Origin of the sequence: Polynucleobacter sp. (assembly GCF_030693775.1) — a bacterium.
Lineage (GTDB): Bacteria > Pseudomonadota > Gammaproteobacteria > Burkholderiales > Burkholderiaceae > Polynucleobacter.
Map to the genome: position 1 here is coordinate 472,522 of NZ_JAUXZY010000004.1, position 18,466 is coordinate 490,987.

The window sequence follows — 18,466 nt, forward strand, 5'->3', positions numbered from 1 at the left end:
TGTCCTAAAATAAGACGGTGAATCTCTCTCCGCCGTTAACGCCTACCCCACAAATTGCGCCTGCAATCCAAGGCAGTGGATTTGCAATTGCCGCCGCCGCCTCGGTTGCGGAGTTGGCCCATGTTAGCGTCAGCGATTTACTTGGTTTGGGGGTGCATTGGCAGGATCTGCCGCGTGATCCTTACTTAAAAGACGGCGGGCGTTATCGCTATCGGCGGCACGCTAGTTATACGGTAAGCGGATCAGAACTAAAGATGGTTCCGCATCGCGCCCACTGGCAGTCAGTCGACTATAACGCCTTGCATGGCGGTATTGAGCGTTGGTTTGAGCCGATTACACCAGCCTTGGCAAATGACGTCTACTGGCAAGCGCTAATCAAAAATACCGCAGGACTCTTAAATTCCCTTAAGCCAGTCACAACCTGGTTTATTGAAGCGCATCAATTTCGCATCGATACGAGCGATGGCATTGGCCGACCAACCCCGGAAGGTGCTCACCGGGATGGTGTGGATTTCGTTGCCGTATTTTTAATTGACCGCCATAACATCAAAGGCGGCGAGACCCGCATCTTCGAGGTCAATACCTCCTCTGGCTTACGCTTTACCTTAACTGAGCCATGGTCCGTCTTGTTGATGAATGATGAGCGAATGATTCATGAAACAACACCGATTCAGCCAACCATGCCACACGGCTATCGAGACACCTTGGTGCTGACCTTTCGGTCCAATGGGTTTCAGAATTCACCTCATGCCAACTCACAGTAACTGCTAAGCGAACCCATTCTGTGCCTACGATTGCCGGAAAAATAAACTGCACCCCCTTGATGTTGGCTGCACAAGTTTGTGCACTTTTAGGGTTTGCATGCTATGCCGTCACTCTGACTACCTTGCAGAACCAATGGGGCCTGAGTAATTTTGAAGCCGGTTTAATAGCAAGTGCCTATTTTGTTGGTTACATCATAGTTGTGCCTCTGGCAACGGTATTAACCGACCGAGTTGATGCGCGGAAGATTTATTTAATTGGCGGCTTATCGGGCATAACAGGTCTATTGGGCATGGGCCTTTTTGCAAGCGGCTTTTATTCTGCCTTTTTCTTTATGGCTTTGAATGGTGCCGGTTTGGCAGGTACCTATATGCCCGGTTTGAAGGTACTGTCTGACCGCGTGCAGCACGGTGAGGTTACCCGGCATATTTCCTTCTACACGGCTTTTTTTGGCATTGGCGCGGGCTTGTCTTATCTCATCTCAGGCTGGATATTGGAGGCTTTGGGGTGGGAGGCAGTTTACGAGTGGATTGCTCTCGGACCATTGCTCGCATTCTTGATTGTTTGGCTTCTAATTCCGGCTTTAGATAAGCCTGAATGGCATGGCCCCATTCAGATTCAGCTAAGTGATATTTTTCCCTTAAAAAAATGGCAGATGGTGTTGCAGAATAAAGAGGCATCAGGCTATATTTTTGGATACACCGCGCATTCCCTTGAGTTGTTTGCATCACGTAGTTGGTTGGTGGCTTTCTTTGCGTTCTGTACAGCCTACACCGGCGAAACTTTTTTCTTAGCAGCGACTACCTTGGCTGGTGTGATTAATTTCTTTGGCGTGCCTGCATCCATTCTGGGTAATGAAATGGCGCTCAAAATCGGCAGGCAGAATTGGATTTGTTTTGTCATGCTGACTAGCGCCATCTTGGGTATTGGATTAGCCTCTGCTACTGGTCAGGGCTGGTGGGTGATTGCCTTACTTGCTACGAGTCATTCGATTTTTATTATGGCGGACTCAGCCACCTTGACTGCGGGGCTAGTAACGAGTGCGCAGCCGCAGATCAAAGGCGCCGCAATGGGCCTGCACTCCCTCATGGGTTTTGGTGGTGGCTTGTTAGGCCCTGCCATCTTTGGCTTTGTTTTGGATCTCTCTGGATCGCAGGAATCCCAGTCAGCCTGGGTGTGGGCCTACTTCTCGATTGTGATTTGGGGAGTGCTATTTGTGCTCTTTGAGCGTCGCAATGGGTGGTCCAAGCGAAAACCCAGCCCACCTTCGCGCTGAGGTGAATATGACTCAGGTGTGCTATCACTGCGGTAATGACGTTGCTGCAAATACACAACTGAAGTTAGAACTGGGCGGCACCTACCATTCCTTTTGTTGTACAGGCTGTATGGCGATTGCTCAAACCATTCATGGTGAGGGGCTGGAAGTATTTTATGCTCGGCGAGTACCGGGCGATAAGCCGGATGCGGATGGTATCGGTGAGGCAATACCAGAGCGATTGCTGCCCTATGATGATCCGCTCTTACTCTCGCGTTTTACTAAAACTATCGGCGATACCCAGCTAGAAGCGACCTTAAAACTAGAAAAGATTCGCTGCGCTGCGTGTGTATGGCTATGCGAACATTTTGTGAGGCGTATGCCAGGTGTTCACGATGTCCAAATTAATTATGCAACGCAAAAGGCCCGCATTCAGTTTGACCCGAGTAAAACTAGTTTGGCTAGCTTATTGCATGCGATAGAGCGTATCGGTTATGGTGCTTGGCCATTTGAGCCTGCGCTTGCGCTTGAAAGGGCTAAGAAAGAGCGGCGGCAACTACTTACCCGTTTGGGGGTCGCCCTGTTGGGCATGATGCAGGTCATGATGTATGCGTGGCCTACTTATCTGGGTGATAGCGACATCAGTGTGGAATCCGAGCTACTCCTTAATTGGGCAAGCTGGTTATTAACCATACCTGTGATGGTCTATTCGGCAGGCCCCATCTTTCAATCCGCATGGCATAGTATTCGGCTATTTAGATCAAGCAAGATGCTAGGGATGGATGTGCCCATTGCCTTGGCTTTAGCGCTCGCCTTTATTGCTGGAACCATCAATTTGCTTAATGGTTCTGGTGAGCATTATTTTGATTCAATCACGATGTTCGTTGCTTTTATTCTTGGAGCACGCTATGTCGAATTGCTAGCGCGCCAGGATGCGCAGGGTGGGGCAGAGGCGCTTGCCAAGCAGTTACCTGCGACCTGCGAGCGTTTTACGCATTACCCCGAATCAGCCGAGCTGAAATCCGTGCCTGTTGTGAAATGCCAAATAGGTGACTATTTGCGAGTACCGGCAGGCGCTGTGATTCCGGCCGACGGCAGTTTAATTGCGGGGGAATGTAGCGTAGACGAGTCACTGCTGACCGGTGAATCAAAACCCATTCGAAAAGAGCTTGGCGACACCTTGTATGCAGGGACGCATAATATTCAAAATCCATTGGTGATGATCATTACTGCGCTTGGGCAATCCACTCGTATTGCTAGCATTGCCTCTTTGCTAGATAATGCCTTGCAGGCTAAGCCTGCAGTCCTTGGCTTGGCTGAAAAATGGGCAGGTCATTTTGTTCTCTTTTTAATTGTGAGCGCCGTTCTATCGACCGCTGTTTGGCTTGCCATTGATCCCACTCGGGCCTGGACAGTTTTAGTTGCGGTATTGGTAGCGAGTTGCCCATGTGCACTCTCCCTCGCAGTGCCCACCGCCATGGCAGCTTCCCAGGGAGCCGTCACGAAACTGGGACTCCTGATCGTGCGGGGCCATGTGATGGAAAGCTTAGTTAAGGTTACGGACATTGTTTTAGATAAGACCGGCACTTTGACTATGGGTGAGCCTGAGTTAAAAGAAGTCGAATTGTTCCGGACTGATTTCGATCAATCAATGGCGCTTGCGATTGCGGCAGGACTAGAGGAGGGGCAATCCCACCCCTTGGCGCTGGCATTTATTCGTGCCGCACACCAAGCAGGACTTACTCCTCACTCTCCTGGAATGCTTGTTAATAATCAGCTGGGCTCTGGAGTGCGTGCCGGCAATTTTGTTTTGGGTAGTCAAGTATGGATGCAGTCGCTCGGTTATATGAAAGGGGCCATACATCCGCATTCTGGTGAATATGGCACTGTTTTTTTAGCGGATGAGCAAGGCTTGATTGCCCGCTTCACTTTTTTAGATACGCCAAGGGCTGGCGTCAGTGAATTGCTTGCTATGGCCAAGCGCCGCAACATTAACGTTCACATGGTCTCTGGCGATGATGTGGTGACGGTAAGCTGGTGGGCAAGCTATTTTGGAATGACACATTTCCATGGCGCCATCTCCCCTGAGGGTAAGTATGCATTTATTGAGGCCCTTCAGGCCGATGGCCGAATCTGCCTAGCAATTGGGGATGGCATCAATGATGCACCCCTATTAGCGAAGGCTAATGTTTCAGTGGCGATTGGCTCGGGCTCGCCCCTGGCCTCTGCTAGTGCGGATGCCATCCTCACTGCCACCTCCTTGGCGCCACTAGCCAAAGCACTCTTAATGGCAGATCGCACAAAAGCTGTCATTCAGCAAAGCCTATTGTGGGCCTTCGTTTATAACGTCGTAGCAATTCCGGTAGCGATGATGGGTTGGGTGAATCCTTGGGTTGCGGGCATCGGCATGGCTTTATCTTCGCTAGCCGTTACCCTCAATGCATGGCGTCTGCGTAAAGCATAGTTTGCTCGTTCGTATTCCATGCAGCAGGTGATTGCGCTAGACTGCGGTAATGGAAAGCTTGCTTCTTTTAATACCGCTGTCATTGCTGCTGATTCCTTTTTTAGCCTATCTCTTTTATTGGGCTGTCAAAACCGGTCAGTTTGATGATTTAAATGGTCCAGGCGAGGCTATTCTGATGGACGATGATGCGCCAAAAGCGGAGAAGTTAAATCCCGCTCCCGATCTCAAGTCAAAATCGAAATCCCGCTAGTAACCACTGGCCGCAGAGAATAAGTTAGCTCACTAGAGCAATTAGGCCGAGCTCGTTTGATATAGATCAAATCAGTAATACACCCTTAAATCGATAATAAATTGCGCTGTTGAGCATTATTTAGGGCGACTGATCGCCACGATTTGCATAAGGGAGAAGCCATGGGCAGCACCGTGGGTAGTTACCAAGATCACTTCAATTACAAGGTGGTTAGTCAATTTGCGATTGCAACCATCGTCTGGGGCATTGTAGGCATGCTCGTGGGGGTGATACTGGCAGCGCAATTGGTTTGGCCAGAAATTACCTTTAACATCGCCTGGTTGAGTTATGGGCGTTTGCGCCCCCTGCACACAAACGCAGTGATTTTTGCATTCGGTGGTAGTGCGCTGTTTGCGACCTCTTATTACATCGTCCAGCGCACCTGCCAGGTACGTTTGTTTTCGGACAAGTTAGCTGCATTTACATTCTGGGGCTGGCAAGCCGTCATCGTTGCTGCAGCAATTACCTTACCTTTAGGGATTAGTACCTCGAAAGAGTATGCGGAGCTTGAATGGCCGATTGATATCTTAATAACGGTAGTGTGGGTTGCCTACGCGGTAGTTTTCTTTGGCACCATCATGCAACGTAAAACAAAACACATTTATGTGTCGAACTGGTTTTTTGGTGCTTATATTTTGACGATCGCGCTGTTGCACATTGTCAATAATATTGAAATGCCAGCAAGTCTTTTTAAGTCTTACTCGGCATATTCGGGTACGCAAGATGCGATGATTCAGTGGTGGTATGGGCATAATGCGGTCGGTTTTTTCTTGACCACTAGCTTTTTGGGGATGATGTATTACTTCATCCCAAAGCAGGCTGAGCGCCCAATCTATTCCTATCGTTTATCCATTGTGCACTTTTGGGCCCTGAACTTTACCTACATGTGGGCTGGTCCGCACCATTTACAGCATACCGCTTTGCCAGACTGGACACAGTCTTTGGGTATGGTTTTTTCTATCATCCTGCTTGCGCCATCGTGGGGCGGCATGATCAACGGCATTATGACGCTTTCGGGAGCCTGGCATAAATTACGCAGTGATCCGATATTGAAGTTCTTGGTTGTTGCGCTGTCCTTTTATGGCATGTCGACTTTTGAGGGTTCGATGATGTCAATTAAAACGGTCAATAGCTTATCCCATTACACCGACTGGACCATTGGTCATGTCCATTCCGGCGCACTCGGTTGGGTGGCAATGATTACGATTGGCTCGCTGTATTACCTAATACCGCGCCTTGTTGGAAAAAAAGACATGTACAGCACGCGCTTGATTGAGCTTCATTTCTGGATCGCAACCTTGGGTGTGGTTATCTACATTGCAGCGATGTGGATTGCTGGCGTGATGCAAGGTTTAATGTGGCGCGCATTTGAGCCAGACGGTACTTTGACTTATAGCTTTGTGGAGTCAGTCAAGGCAACTTACCCCTTCTATGTCATTCGGTTAATTGGCGGGATCTGCTATTTAGGCGGCATGCTCCTGATGGCATACAACGTCTACAAGACACTTCACAACAAGAGATTCATTGACGCGCCTATACCTGCGCCGTTGGTGATGGCCCATTAAGGAGAAGAAAAGCCATGTCCAAGCCATACAAATTCTTTTCCCATGAAACCTTTGAGCGCAATATTGGTTGGTTGATTATTGCCACGATTGTGGTGGTGTCGATAGCCGGTTTGGTGCAAATTGTGCCGCTCTTTTTTCAGCACTCGACGACTCAGCCATCGCCAGGTGTAGTCCCTTTTCCGGCGCTAAGTCTTGCGGGCCGAGATATCTACCAACGTGAGGGCTGTGTGGGCTGTCACTCGCAGCAAATTCGTACGCTACGCTCAGAAACAGAGCGCTACGGCCCTTACTCATTAGCCGGTGAATCGGTTTACGACCATCCATTTTTATGGGGCAGTAAGCGGACGGGCCCAGATCTTGCACGCGTAGGCGGGCGTTACTCCGATGAGTGGCATCGCATTCATTTTCGTAATCCGCGGGATGTGGTTCCAGAGTCGAATATGCCGGCCTACCCCTATCTTCAGCATACCGCTGCAAATGCCGGCAGCATCCAGGCGCATATGAAGGCCTTGCGCCGACTCGGTGTTCCGTATACCGAGGAAGAAATTGCCAATGCGCCTAAAGAGCTGGAAGGTAAAACGGAGGAGGATGCCTTAATTGCCTATATGCAAGGTTTAGGTATTCACCGCAGATCAACTAATCCAGCGGCCACCACTAGCTCTGCTACTGGCATCGGCAAATAAAGGAGAAATGACATGATCGAAATCATCGCCCCTTATTTGTCTGCTATTTCAACGATATTGGGTTTAACCGCTTTTCTGCTCATTATTTGGTGGGCATGGTCTGCTAAGCGACAGCCAGCCAATCAGGAGTCAGCAGAATTGCCGTTTGATCTTCCGGATGAATTTACAAAGGAAAAGAAATGAGCGACTTTATCGATTCCTACTGGAGCATATTTATTGCCGCCATTACCTTAATTGGGATTGTGTGGTGCGTGTGGTTACTATCCTCCCAGCGCAAGGTAACGGTAGAGCAAAATGCAGACGGTAGTGTTGCTGATACTGGACATGTCTGGGATGGTGATTTACGCGAACTCAACAATCCATTACCGCGCTGGTGGGCTTGGATGTTCTTGTTATCGTGTGTTTTTGGCCTAATTTACCTCGTGCTATATCCTGGCCTTGGATCCTACCCAGGCCTGCTGGGCTACACCACCGACACTGCCTACACCACTTCGGTTATCAAAGCCAATGAAGAACTCAAACCCATTTACGCAAAGTACATGGAGCTTGATGTGCAGCAAGTAGCTGCTGATCCAAAGGCCCGTGAAATGGGCCAACGCCTGTACTTAAATTACTGCGCACAATGCCACGGATCAGATGCAGGAGGCTCGAAAGGTTTTCCCAATCTGACCGATAACGATTGGTTGTATGGGGGTAGTCCCGAGATGATTAAGACAGCTATTTTGCAAGGTCGCAGCGGTGTGATGCCGGCATTTTCCCATTTAAGTAAAGAGAATATTGTTGACTTAACCAGCTATGTTCGTAGCTTATCCGGATTATCGGTTGATCCTGCAAAAGCAGAACGCGGTAGTACATTGTTTGCCGCAAACTGTGTTGCATGCCATGCGGTAGATGGGAAGGGCAATACCGCCATCGGCGCCCCTAATTTAACGGACAAAACATGGTTATATGGCAGTACCGAAGCGGCGGTTACCGAGTCGATTGCAAAAGGGCGAAATGGGCAGATGCCTGCCCATGAAGCAATCCTAACACCTGAAAAAGTACAGTTGATTTCCGCATACGTGTGGAGCTTAACGAATATTCGCGTCGATCAGGCAAAAAAATAGTGCTCGAAGTTTTACCTAATCCAAAGGTGATTCCGATCCAATCGGTTGAGGAATCACTTTATGAGGTGCGCCGTAAGATTCACCCCAGATCGGTATCTGGAATCTTTGCCCGCTGGCGGATTGTATTTGTATTTCTGACTCAAATCCTTTTTTACGGCTTGCCTTGGCTCAGTTGGAATGATCGTCAGGCTGTGTTGTTTGATTTAGTCCAGCGTAAGTTTTATATCTTTGGTTTGGTTCTGTGGCCTCAGGATGTGATTTATCTTACGCTGCTATTAATACTCTCTGCGCTAAGTTTATTTTTGTTTACTGCCGTTGCGGGACGACTCTTTTGTGGCTATGCCTGTCCGCAAACTGTCTATACCGAAGTATTTATGTGGATCGAGCGTAAGGTGGAGGGTGATCGGTTTGCCCGCATACGTTTGGATGGGCAAGAGTGGCCTTGGAATTTCAATAAGTGGCGGCTTAAAATCACAAAACATGCTCTGTGGATTGCTGTCGCTGCTTGGACTGGCTTTACTTTTGTGGGTTATTTCACGCCGATTCATGTATTAGCCGGCGAAGTCATGAGCGCCACCTTAGGCCCATGGCAGGGCTTTTGGCTCTTCTTTTATAGCTTTGCCACCTGGGGCAATGCCGGCTTTATGCGAGAGCAGGTCTGCAAATACATGTGCCCCTATGCTCGATTTCAAAGCGTGATGGTAGATAAGGATACCTTTCTGGTGACCTATGACACGGTCCGAGGCGATCCTCGTGGAAGCCGTAGTAAATCGGAAAACTATCTCGCAAGCGGCCTAGGCGATTGCGTTGATTGCAGTATTTGTGTCCAAGTTTGTCCAACCGGCATTGATATTCGGGATGGTTTGCAATACATGTGCATTGGTTGTGGCGCCTGCATTGATGCCTGTAATCAAGTGATGGACAAGATGCAGTACCCTAAAGGCCTCATTCGCTACACAAGTGAGCGAGCAATTCTGGAGCGCGCGCCTCAAGAGACGGCAGTCCGCCGAATTTTTCGCCCGCGGATTATCTTTTATACGGCGATTATTGTGATCTTAACGACCGTTTTTTTAGCTTCCTTGGCGACCCGTAATCCATTGCGAGCGGATGTGATGCGCGATCGTGGCGCTTTGGCACGGGAAGTCGACGGCACTCGAATTGAGAATGTGTACCGTATTCAGGTAATGAATTCATCTGAAAACGCATTACAAGTTAACTTTAAGGTGACAGGCTTACCGAATTTAGAAATACTAAGCTCACAAGGCAGGCCTCTAAAGGATATATTGGTTGAGCCTTCCAGTAATCAACTGATACCCATTCGCGTCAGTTCTCCACTTGGCGAGATGGATCCAGGAAATTACCCGATTCATTTTGAGGTAGAGGGCTTAGAGCTCAGCAAGGGTAAAGATACAGTTATTCGGATTCGGGATGAAAAATCCTCATTCATCGTGCCGCGTTAGGTTTGTTGTGAAAGGAAAAAGGGATGTCAAATCAATCTTGCATTAAGCCCTGGTGGAAGCAATTGTGGCCTTGGCTTTTAATCAGTGGCCCTGCGGTGGCAGCGATTGGCTGTGCAATTACTATTTGGCTCGCCTTTACGCACCATGCTGACCAGCCGATTCGCGATGGTGTGAATAAAAAAGGACTCAAGATTGAGGCCGTTACTAAATGAGATTACGCCAGATTATTTGGATCTTGTGGCCCTCATTTTTGGTGGCGGGTATTGCTGAAGGTTTATTGTTTACCGCCATTCACCCAGACGATATTCTGCTCTTCGGTGAGCCTATTGCGCTATCAAATGAGGGGGTCTACACCCTGGGATTTTTGATTATTTGGCTCTTCTGTGCCATTTCGAGTGGGCTTAGCTTTTTTGTTTTGCCAAAAACAGAGGGCAGCACAAGGACTCGCTCAGATGAGCCTGATTTGATTTAGGTGCAAATTCGAATGGCGCTAGTATCTGCGGGCTTGTTTAGTCCAGCCAACTCGTATAGCCCATCGACGTCAATTAGTTTGATATGGCGCTGTTTGATTTGAATTAAACCGGCCTCAACGAAGCGGGAGAGCATACGACTGACGGTTTCAATCTGAATGCCTAAATAGCTTCCCATTTCCTCACGGCTCATTCGCAAGTCAAACTCATGATTGGTGTAGCCTCTAGCGGTAAGTCGTTCGGATAGATTGAGTAAAAAACCAGCCAAGCGCTCCTCTGCTCTCATACTTCCAAGAGAAAGTAGGTGGCGTTGATCTTGGGTTAGCTCGCGGCTCAGAATGCGGTGGAATTGATTTTGTAAGGTGGGTATTTGACTGGCAAGAGACTCAAACTCAGTAAAGCGAATAATGCACGCCTCACTATCCTCAAGGGCGATGGCATCGGATTGATGGTAGCCATCGCCGATGGCATCAAGGCCTAGAATTTCTCCGGGCAGATGAAAGCCAATGATTTGTGCTCGTCCATCCGCGAGAGTATGTTCTGTTTTGAGTGTGCCAAAGCGAACGCTATAGACTGATGACATTGGGTTGCCGTGACGGTAGAGGGCATCTCCCTTCTTTAATGAGATTCTCTCTTTTACTAGGGCGTCGACTTTTTCAAGATCTTGATTGCTGAGTCCCACTGGAATGCAAAATTGACCCAACACACAAGTAGAGCATTTGTTGATCGAGTTTAATTTAGGCGCTTGGTTCATGGTGTACTAGTTTGTCTATAGCGCTATTCTATTCCGTTGTACACTTTTTGAATCACTTTCTTGTGAAATCATGGTAACTACTAGCCTATTCGCCACGCTTTTTTTGAGTACCCTTGTTAGTGGCTGGCATTGCGCCCTAATGTGTGGTGGAATTGCGGCTGCAGTTGAGCGTCCTCGAGCCAGTGAAATTACCCTAGTATCGAAATCGACCCTTTTTTATCATCAGCTGATCATGCATCTTGGTCGATTGACGACCTATGTTTTGTTGGGTGCTGCGGCTGGGCAAATTGGCGCGATCGTATGGCAACAAAATGTAGTGCCAATTCAGAGGCCCTTATTCGCCTTGAGTGCATTGATTTTGATTGCCATGGCCTTTCGCTTGTGGCGCCAGCAACAACCCAAACCGTCTTCGACTTGGCTGGGACTCAAGGCGGCAAAGCTCTGGTCAAAGTACCTCGGCACTTTGGCTAGCGGGCCGTCCCGTTGGTTTAGCGGCATGTTGTGGGGCCTCGTTCCTTGCGGCCTGGTTTATAGCGTGCTGCCCTTGGCATTTTTATCTGGTAGTGCGCTTTCGGGGGCTAGCCTGATGTTTGCATTTGGCCTAGGAACTTTGCCAAACTTGCTGTTGATTTCTCGCTTCTCGGCAAGTCTAGTGCAGTTCAGCCATTACGCCTGGGTCCGTTATTTAGCCATTACCCTACTCATGGGCTCGGGCGTGTATGGTCTATATCGCGCCTGGACTCTACCTCAAGCACTTTTAGAGGGTGGCTTTTGTATTTCCTGAGAATGTTGTTTGCTGTAATGCAGCCAAAATGCCAGCCTGAAGATCTTCGCAAATGCACTCTGTATTAATGCGCGCAAGAAAGCCGCTTCGTTTCAGGGTTTCTAGGGGCTGATGGGAGAGGCCGCACAAAATCATCACGAGGCCAGATGAAATGCATTGCCTATGAAGATCTGCAATAGCATCGATTCCTGAAGAGTCGATGTATATGACGTTTTTCATGTCCAATACAAGGGCTTTATTGGGAAGTTGATTTTCAATGGCATCGAGTATGCGAACTGCCCCAAAAAATAGAGCTCCGTATAAGCGATATGCGCTAATATCACCCGCATGCGAATACAGCTCCGGGTATGCGCCTAGGGAGGCAGGTTCGCAGCGAGAGAGGTTGGATATCCGATAGATAAACGTAATAAAAGCCAGAATTAATCCAACCTGAAACGCCACGGTTAAGTCAACCACAATGGTCAGAATAAAGACGCTCAGTAGAGTCACGCGATACGGTAATTTGAATTGCTTGAGTTCGGCTAATTTACGCCACTCACCCATATTCCATGCGATGTAAATCAAAATAGCAGCAAGCGAGGCTAAGGGGATATTTGCAGCAAGTGGCGCTGCAACTAAAACAAAAAACAATAAAGTCAGAGAATGTACTAAGCCAGAGAGGGGCGTAGTAGCCCCGCTATGCACATTGGTCACTGTTCTGGCGATTGTGCCAGTGGCCGGCATGCCACCAAAAAAGGGCGTAATAAAATTAGCGCATCCTTGGGCCATCAATTCTTGATTTGGTTTATGACGGTCATGAATTAGTCCATCCGCTATTCGAGCGCATACGAGGGACTCAATTGCGCCAAGCACAGCAAGGGTGAGTGCTGGTACCACCATAAATTGAGCGCTAGACCAGGTGATGGGTATCCACTCAAATTGAGGCAGTGAAGCAGGAATACCGCCAAAACGACTGCCAATCGTTTCAATGGGTAAGTTCAAGATTGCTGTAATAAGGGTTGCGCACCCCATTGCAACCACCGTACCGGGAAGATAAGTACAGAATGGACTTCGAGCTTGCAGTCGCTTCCAGGCAATGAGGAGCGCTAAGCTTCCGAGGGAAACGCATAGAGCTGCTGGATTGATGGTATTGGCCGCATGAAATAGCGCAGGCATTAAATCAAAAAAAGATGCAGGAATTTTTTCCATTGAAAGCCCAAAAAAATCCTTTACTTGGGTCATCCCAATTAATACAGCAATACCATTAGTGAAGCCAATAATGACGGCGATTGGAATAAAACGAACCAAGGTTCCCAGCCGAAATAAGCCCATTAAAAAAAGAAATACGCCAGACATGGCGGTGGCAAGTAAGAGATTCGCAACGCCAAAGCGATCAACAATGCCAAACACAATAATGATGAATGCCCCAGCTGGCCCACTAATTTGAACGCGGCTGCCACCCAGCAAAGAAATTAAGCTGCCTGCAATAATGGCAGTAAAAATACCGGCCTCAGGCTTGAGTCCACTAGCAATAGCAAATGCCATCGCCAATGGTAGGGCAACAATTCCTACCGTAATGCCAGCGAAAACATCGCGAATAAAGCGATTTTGGTTATAGCCCTGAAAGCATTCCAGGATCTTGGGCTGAAAAAACATGAGTTAAATAACTTCTATTTGCTTAGCCGATGCGACTTCCAACCGCATACGCCACAGAAGCACTGACTGCAGTCACAAAGACGCCCCAGACAATATCAATCACGGCGAGTCTTGCCGGAAATCCCTCAATCACAGCGAGGTTGGTCAGGTCATAGGTCATATAGCAAAAGAAGCCAAAGAGGGCGCCAAAGCCCAGTGCATACATGAAGGACTGTTTTGCAATTGCCGGACTTATGACAAAGATCGTTGTGCCAAGGGCATAGAGAAGATAAAACGCCAGAGCGACCCAAAGCCGTGGCTCTGTAGCCATCAGTGCGCCCATTTCAGTGCGGTAAAGATTTTTGGCGATACCAAGTAGCCAAATAAAATCTATCACCAGAAAGGTGATTAAAAAACTTGCATAGACGGCCAGATACTTGATCAATTTACTCACCTTTATGGGATAGAACGATTTCCATTCATTATGAGCCATAAGTATCCATTTCCTGAAATCAGGAGTAGGATGAAGTATCAATAGAAATGAAAAGGAAGAGCCATGTTTAAGCATCTATTAGTGCCGATTGATGGGTCCGACGTGACCAAAAAAGCCCTCAAAAAAGTATTGGATCTTGCCAAGAAAGATAAGGCAAGCATTACCTTAGTCTACGTCTCCGATCCAATGCCACCAATGGTCTACTCCGATAGCAGTTTAGGGTATGGCTTTTCGCAGCAGGATCATAAAAAAGCCTGCGATGCCTTTGCTAAAAACCTTTTTAAAAGTGCCCTGGTAGTTCTGGGTACGGGCGTAGCGGTTCGAACCATGCATACCTTTAGTCCTAGTTTGGCTGGCGGTGTATTAGCTGCAGCTAAAAAAGCGAAGGCCGATGCGATCGTGATGGCCTCGCACAAACGTACGGGTATTAAGGGAATGTTATTGGGCAGTCAAACTAATGAAGTGATTGTCCACTCCAGCCTGCCTGTGATCGTGCTCGGATAAGCCTTACTTTTTCTTTGCGCTTGCTGCCTGCCGGGCGTCAGCAATATTATCGGTAAAGGCTTTGGCTACTTCACCATCGGGTGGAACGAGCTTTAAGCCTCTTGCCCAGTATTGCTCGGCTTTAGCAAACTGACCTTCTTCATAATAGGCCGTGCCAGCAAGCGCTAGCGCTTTAATGTTATTGGGGTCTAGCTCGAGCGCTTTCATGATCAGGCGCATCGGCTCACCCTTAGCACTTTGGTTTTGATAAGCTAAAAAGTCAGCGTAATCGATGGTTAACTGGGCATTATTTGGATTGAGCTCCATCGCCTTCTTATATGCTTTGGCGGCCTCAGGAAAGCGCTGCATCGCAGCGTAAGAGCGCGCCAGCATTTGCCAGCCTTCGGGATTGTTGGGATCTTTCTCCAGGCGAGAAGCCAACTGCTCCACCATGTTTTGGATATCTTGCTGCGTTAGGGCGGGCTGCTGGGTCTGAGCTAGGGGGTCGGTCGCTACTGGATTGCCAATCAAAATATAAAGCAGCACGCTGCAGACGGGCACGCCGATGCCGATAAGGAGGGCTGGAAATAAAATGCGCTTGGGTTTAGCGCCTACTGGGGCTTGATCGGCAGCAATCGCGCGCTCTTCTAGTAGTAAGCGTTTTTCAATATCACGCTGCGCCTCTTGCAGTTGATCGGTAGCAATGCGACCTTCTGCAAAGTCGACATCGAGTTGATTGAGCTGGTCACGCAAAATCACAATATTCTCTTCTTGTTCGCCTGTGGCGGTGACCGTTTTTTTACGTAAGGGTAAGACTAAGAGAACAGTCGCGATCGCAATCATGCCGATGGCAATAGCTAAGAAGGTCATCATGACCGGTCTCCCGTTGAAGAGTCAAGTAGTTTGCGAGCTCGGGATAAATCCGTTTGATCGAATTCTTCCGAGGCAAGGCGTTTTTGTCGCACACGAATTTGCTGGACCAAAATAAACATGGCAATCAGTAAGAGTGCAAATGGGCCGGCCCACAGCAAGATAGTTTTGTAGCTCAGTGGCGGGCGATATAAAACAAACTCACCATAGCGCTGCACCATGTAATCCAAAATCTCGCGATCCGATTTACCCTCGCTAAGCTGTTTACGTACTTGATTGCGTAGATCAACCGCTAACTCCGCATTGGAGTCGGCGATGGTTTGATTTTGGCAAACCAAGCAGCGCAATTCATTGGACAGGGTAATCACTTTTTTCTCAAGCACTGGATCCTGGGCAACAGGCCGAGCCTCTTGTGCAGAAAGCATTGCTCCTGGTGCAAATAAACTCATCGCTAAGCAGGTGCTAGTCAAAACAGATCGCAAAAGAGATCGGGTTTGGGACAAACTTAGGTTAAGAGAGTGGGCCATACTTTAGCTATTGAGTTTCTGAATCAGCGGCAAGATCTTTTCTTCGATCACGCTTGGGGTCAATGGGCCGATGTGCTTGAGTCGAATTAACCCCGCCTTATCAATAACGAAGGTTTCTGGCACGCCGTAGACGCCATAATCAATGCCAACCTGCCCCTTTAAATCGGAGATAGATAGAACGTAAGGGTCTCCAAACTCTTTTAGCCAGCGCACAGCATCCTCCGGCTTGTCTTTGTAATCTAAGCCGAGCAGGGGGGTTGATTGGGTTTTTGCAAACTGAATTAAATGGGGATGTTCATCACGGCACGCTGCACACCACGACGCCCAAACATTCAGAACCCATACCTTACCGCGCATGTCCTCAGGAGAAAAAGTGGCATTCTCTTTGCCAAGCACGGGTAATGTAAAGTTGGGTGCACTTTTATTGATGAGTGGCGATGGTACTTCACGCGGATTCAGCTGGAGGCCGGCAGCCAAGAAACCAAAAAAGACGATAAAAATTCCGAAGGGAATCAAATACCGCTTCATTTGCGCTTCCGGTAGCGGCGATCGGTGATGGCTAAAAATCCACCCAAGGCCATGAATAAGCAGCCACCCCAAATCCAATCCACAAATGGCTTGATATGGATCCGCACCGTCCACTCATTGGCATTGATTGGTTCTCCCAGGGAAACATATAGGTCGCGTGTAAAGCCCGGATCAATCGCTGCTTCGGTCATAGGCATTTGGCTGGCGTTATAAACCCGTTTTTCTGGCGCCATGCGCGTGACTAATTTACCGCCCTTAGTCACATCAAACACACCGCGAATGGCCTTGTAATTGGGGCCATCAATGGCTTGAACTCCTAAAAATTGGAAGTCATATCCTCCAGCTTCGATACTGCTGCCAATTGCCATACGAATGTCTTTTTCCGACTCAAAGCCACGCACGCCCGTTACGCCAATAATGAAAACCGCAACGCCGATGTGGGCCAGGAACATGCCGTAATAACTTGCCGGCTGAGCGGCGAGGTTTTTAATTACGCCGCGATCCCGATTACTAAAGGCGCGCTCAATCAATTGGGTGAAGGTCGTTGCAATAATCCAGATCGCTAAAAACAGTCCAAAGCCAACCAGTGGAGTCCAGCTGCGCAGCACCAGCGGGGCAAGGATAGCGCTGATAACGCTTACCGTAGCAGCCCACTTTAATTTATGCGCTAAATCAATTACGGGAGATTGACGCCAGCGTGCGATCGGACCAATACCAATCAAGAAGAGTGCGGGCGTCATCAGCGGAACAAATACTGCCTCAAAGTAAGGAACGCCTACCGAGATCTTGCCCAGATCCAGGGCGTCGAGCAGCATCGGATACAAGGTGCCGAGCAGGACCGCTGCGGTTGCTACCAAAAGTAAGACGTTATTACTCAGCAACATACTCTCGCGTGACACGGTACCAAAATCACCGCCAATATTGGCTTTGGGCGCGCGCCATGCAAACAGCAATAGTGAACCGCCAACTACCAGGGCCAAGAAGCCCAGAATGAAAATGCCGCGCTTCGGATCGGTTGCAAATGCATGCACTGAAGTGATAACCCCTGAGCGAACCAAGAAGGTGCCGAGCAGCGACAGTGAAAAAGCCAAGATTGCCAAGAGTGCAGTCCACATCTTGAAGCCACCGCGTTTTTCAGTGACGGCAAGCGAGTGAATCAGTGCAGTGCCGACCAACCAAGGCATGAAGGAAGCGTTTTCAACCGGATCCCAAAACCACCAACCGCCCCAGCCGAGTTCGTAATAAGCCCAAGCGCTACCGAGTGCAATGCCGATGGTTAAAAAGCACCATGCCGATGTGACCCATGGTCTTGACCACCGTGCCCATGCCGCATCGAGTCGGCCGGAGAGCAGGGCTGCAATCGCAAATGCAAAGGCAACCGCAGAGCCAACATAGCCCATGTACAAAAAGGGCGGATGAATAATCATGCCGGGATCTTGCAGCAGGGGATTGAGGTCTTTGCCCTCCAATGCTGCAGGCAACATCCGATCCAGTGGATTGGATGTAAGCAAGGTAAACAAGAGCACGCCAATATTGAGTAAACCCAATACGCCCAGAATGCGCGAAATCATTTTGATTGGTAGGTGCTTTGAAAAAACAGCAACGGCAATCGTCCAGCCTGCCATCATGAAGCACCACAATAAAATCGAGCCCTCATGACTGCCCCAGGAAGCGCCGATGCGATACATCAATGGCAGGGCAGAGTTGGAGTTTTGTGCCACATTGAGCACGCTAAAGTCATTGTTGATAAATGAGATGACGAGGCAGATATAGGAGACGGTCACCCACAAAAAGAGTGCCATAGCGGATGGTCTCGCTAAATTCATCAAGGCAGGGCGGTTGGTTTGCGCGCCAATGAGGGGAGCAATGCCCAGCACCAGGGCTGTCATCAATGCCAGGATTAAAGCAACTTGGCCAATTTCAGGAATCATGGTTTCTTCGCTTTAGCTAAGGCTTCTGCTGCTTCGGGTGGCATGTAGTTTTCATCGTGCTTGGCAAGCACTTGGCTTGCTGTAAAAGAGCCTGTGGAGTTGAGGCGACCCTCGGCAACGACCCCTTTACCTTCTTTAAATAAATCCGGTAGTAAGCCCTCATAGTTCACTTCAATGCGGTGCGCAAAATCAGTTACGACAAAGCTCACTTTGAGTCCGCCCGCATCGCGCTTGATGGAATTTTCTTCAACCATGCCGCCAACGCGAAATGCACGGTCTTTCGGCGCCTCATTGGCCGCAATTTGACTCGGACTGTAGAAGAACACCAAATTGCTTTGGAAGGTCTGAAAAACCATATACGTGGCAAATGCAATGCAGGTTACGCCACCAAGGATTGCCAGACCGCGTTTTGTGCGGGGTTTCATAAG

The 18,466-nt window shown here is 48.8% G+C and carries 21 protein-coding genes; 13 read left to right on the forward strand and 8 right to left on the reverse strand.

The features are described from left to right. Positions 1 to 17: 17 nt before the first annotated feature. The 11 genes from Q8M75_RS05145 to Q8M75_RS05195 all read left to right on the forward strand — a co-directional run bounded on the left by Q8M75_RS05145 (position 18) and on the right by Q8M75_RS05195 (position 10,056). Entirely contained in the window at positions 18 to 764 is a 747-nt protein-coding gene (locus Q8M75_RS05145) for a 2OG-Fe dioxygenase family protein (RefSeq protein ID WP_305486962.1), read from the forward strand. 59 nt (positions 765 to 823) lie between these two features. Continuing rightward, positions 824 to 2,038 carry an MFS transporter gene (locus Q8M75_RS05150; RefSeq protein ID WP_305486964.1) on the forward strand — a complete coding sequence of 405 codons (1,215 nt, stop codon included), beginning with the start codon at positions 824 to 826 and terminating at the stop codon, positions 2,036 to 2,038. Next, on the forward strand, positions 1,998 to 4,481 hold the full coding sequence (locus tag Q8M75_RS05155) for a heavy metal translocating P-type ATPase (protein ID WP_305486966.1): 2,484 nt from the start codon (positions 1,998 to 2,000) through the stop codon (positions 4,479 to 4,481). Before Q8M75_RS05150 ends, Q8M75_RS05155 begins: the two co-directional genes overlap by 41 nt. Before the next feature lie 49 nt (positions 4,482 to 4,530). Continuing rightward, positions 4,531 to 4,731 (forward strand): cbb3-type cytochrome oxidase assembly protein CcoS, encoded by a 201-nt coding sequence (gene ccoS / locus Q8M75_RS05160; RefSeq protein WP_305486967.1) that lies wholly within the window; start codon positions 4,531 to 4,533, stop codon positions 4,729 to 4,731. A 161-nt stretch (positions 4,732 to 4,892) separates the two neighbouring features. Next, positions 4,893 to 6,335 carry a cytochrome-c oxidase, cbb3-type subunit I gene (gene ccoN, locus Q8M75_RS05165; RefSeq protein ID WP_305486969.1) on the forward strand — a complete coding sequence of 481 codons (1,443 nt, stop codon included), beginning with the start codon at positions 4,893 to 4,895 and terminating at the stop codon, positions 6,333 to 6,335. 14 nt (positions 6,336 to 6,349) lie between these two features. Beyond that, positions 6,350 to 7,018 carry a cytochrome-c oxidase, cbb3-type subunit II gene (gene ccoO, locus Q8M75_RS05170; protein WP_305486971.1) on the forward strand — a complete coding sequence of 223 codons (669 nt, stop codon included), beginning with the start codon at positions 6,350 to 6,352 and terminating at the stop codon, positions 7,016 to 7,018. A 12-nt stretch (positions 7,019 to 7,030) separates the two neighbouring features. After that, complete coding sequence (locus Q8M75_RS05175; protein ID WP_371131750.1) at positions 7,031 to 7,201, forward strand: cbb3-type cytochrome oxidase subunit 3; 171 nt, start codon at positions 7,031 to 7,033, stop codon at positions 7,199 to 7,201. Then, entirely contained in the window at positions 7,198 to 8,124 is a 927-nt protein-coding gene (gene ccoP / locus Q8M75_RS05180; RefSeq protein WP_305486972.1) for a cytochrome-c oxidase, cbb3-type subunit III, read from the forward strand. The genes Q8M75_RS05175 and ccoP overlap by 4 nt, the downstream gene beginning before the upstream one ends. Positions 8,125 to 8,150: 26 nt before the next feature. Further along, positions 8,151 to 9,584, forward strand: a complete 1,434-nt coding sequence (ccoG, locus tag Q8M75_RS05185; protein WP_305486974.1) for a cytochrome c oxidase accessory protein CcoG — start codon at positions 8,151 to 8,153, stop codon at positions 9,582 to 9,584. Positions 9,585 to 9,607: 23 nt separating this feature from the next. Further along, positions 9,608 to 9,796 (forward strand): hypothetical protein, encoded by a 189-nt coding sequence (locus tag Q8M75_RS05190; protein ID WP_305486977.1) that lies wholly within the window; start codon positions 9,608 to 9,610, stop codon positions 9,794 to 9,796. Then, positions 9,793 to 10,056: a hypothetical protein gene (locus Q8M75_RS05195; RefSeq protein WP_305486978.1), complete on the forward strand. Its 264-nt coding sequence runs from the start codon at positions 9,793 to 9,795 to the stop codon at positions 10,054 to 10,056. Before Q8M75_RS05190 ends, Q8M75_RS05195 begins: the two co-directional genes overlap by 4 nt. Here the strand turns inward: Q8M75_RS05195 and Q8M75_RS05200 are convergent. Further along, entirely contained in the window at positions 10,053 to 10,808 is a 756-nt protein-coding gene (locus Q8M75_RS05200) for a helix-turn-helix domain-containing protein (protein ID WP_305486980.1), read from the reverse strand. The genes Q8M75_RS05195 and Q8M75_RS05200 overlap by 4 nt on opposite strands. 103 nt (positions 10,809 to 10,911) lie before the next feature. On the opposite strand from Q8M75_RS05200, the gene Q8M75_RS05205 reads away from it, so the two are divergent. Beyond that, a complete protein-coding gene (locus Q8M75_RS05205; protein WP_305486982.1) occupies positions 10,912 to 11,592 on the forward strand; it encodes a sulfite exporter TauE/SafE family protein in 681 nt (226 codons plus the stop codon). Here the strand turns inward: Q8M75_RS05205 and Q8M75_RS05210 are convergent. Together Q8M75_RS05210 and Q8M75_RS05215 are read right to left on the reverse strand one after the other, a co-directional pair. Next, entirely contained in the window at positions 11,566 to 13,227 is a 1,662-nt protein-coding gene (locus Q8M75_RS05210; protein ID WP_305486984.1) for a SulP family inorganic anion transporter, read from the reverse strand. The two genes, Q8M75_RS05205 and Q8M75_RS05210, sit on opposite strands and share 27 nt — an antisense overlap. A 22-nt stretch (positions 13,228 to 13,249) precedes the next feature. Next, the gene (locus tag Q8M75_RS05215; RefSeq protein WP_371131751.1) at positions 13,250 to 13,774 is read right to left on the reverse strand and encodes a DUF2177 family protein; all 525 of its coding nucleotides are present in this window, start codon (positions 13,772 to 13,774) and stop codon (positions 13,250 to 13,252) included. Here Q8M75_RS05215 and Q8M75_RS05220 point away from each other — a divergent pair. Next, positions 13,763 to 14,203, forward strand: coding sequence for a universal stress protein (locus Q8M75_RS05220; RefSeq protein ID WP_305486990.1), 441 nt, complete (start codon positions 13,763 to 13,765; stop codon positions 14,201 to 14,203). The genes Q8M75_RS05215 and Q8M75_RS05220 overlap by 12 nt on opposite strands. A 3-nt stretch (positions 14,204 to 14,206) precedes the next feature. Here the strand turns inward: Q8M75_RS05220 and ccmI are convergent, their stop codons facing one another. The 5 genes from ccmI to ccmE form a co-directional block, all read right to left on the reverse strand. Beyond that, entirely contained in the window at positions 14,207 to 15,055 is an 849-nt protein-coding gene (gene ccmI / locus Q8M75_RS05225; RefSeq protein ID WP_305486992.1) for a c-type cytochrome biogenesis protein CcmI, read from the reverse strand. Further along, the gene (locus Q8M75_RS05230; protein WP_305486994.1) at positions 15,052 to 15,501 is read right to left on the reverse strand and encodes a cytochrome c-type biogenesis protein; all 450 of its coding nucleotides are present in this window, start codon (positions 15,499 to 15,501) and stop codon (positions 15,052 to 15,054) included. Before Q8M75_RS05230 ends, ccmI begins: the two co-directional genes overlap by 4 nt. An 81-nt stretch (positions 15,502 to 15,582) precedes the next feature. After that, entirely contained in the window at positions 15,583 to 16,107 is a 525-nt protein-coding gene (locus tag Q8M75_RS05235) for a DsbE family thiol:disulfide interchange protein (protein ID WP_305486996.1), read from the reverse strand. Next, complete coding sequence (locus Q8M75_RS05240) at positions 16,104 to 18,038, reverse strand: heme lyase CcmF/NrfE family subunit (RefSeq protein ID WP_305486998.1); 1,935 nt, start codon at positions 18,036 to 18,038, stop codon at positions 16,104 to 16,106. Before Q8M75_RS05240 ends, Q8M75_RS05235 begins: the two co-directional genes overlap by 4 nt. Further along, positions 18,035 to 18,463, reverse strand: coding sequence for a cytochrome c maturation protein CcmE (gene ccmE, locus Q8M75_RS05245; RefSeq protein WP_305487000.1), 429 nt, complete (start codon positions 18,461 to 18,463; stop codon positions 18,035 to 18,037). The genes Q8M75_RS05240 and ccmE overlap by 4 nt, the downstream gene beginning before the upstream one ends. Positions 18,464 to 18,466 lie beyond the last annotated feature (3 nt).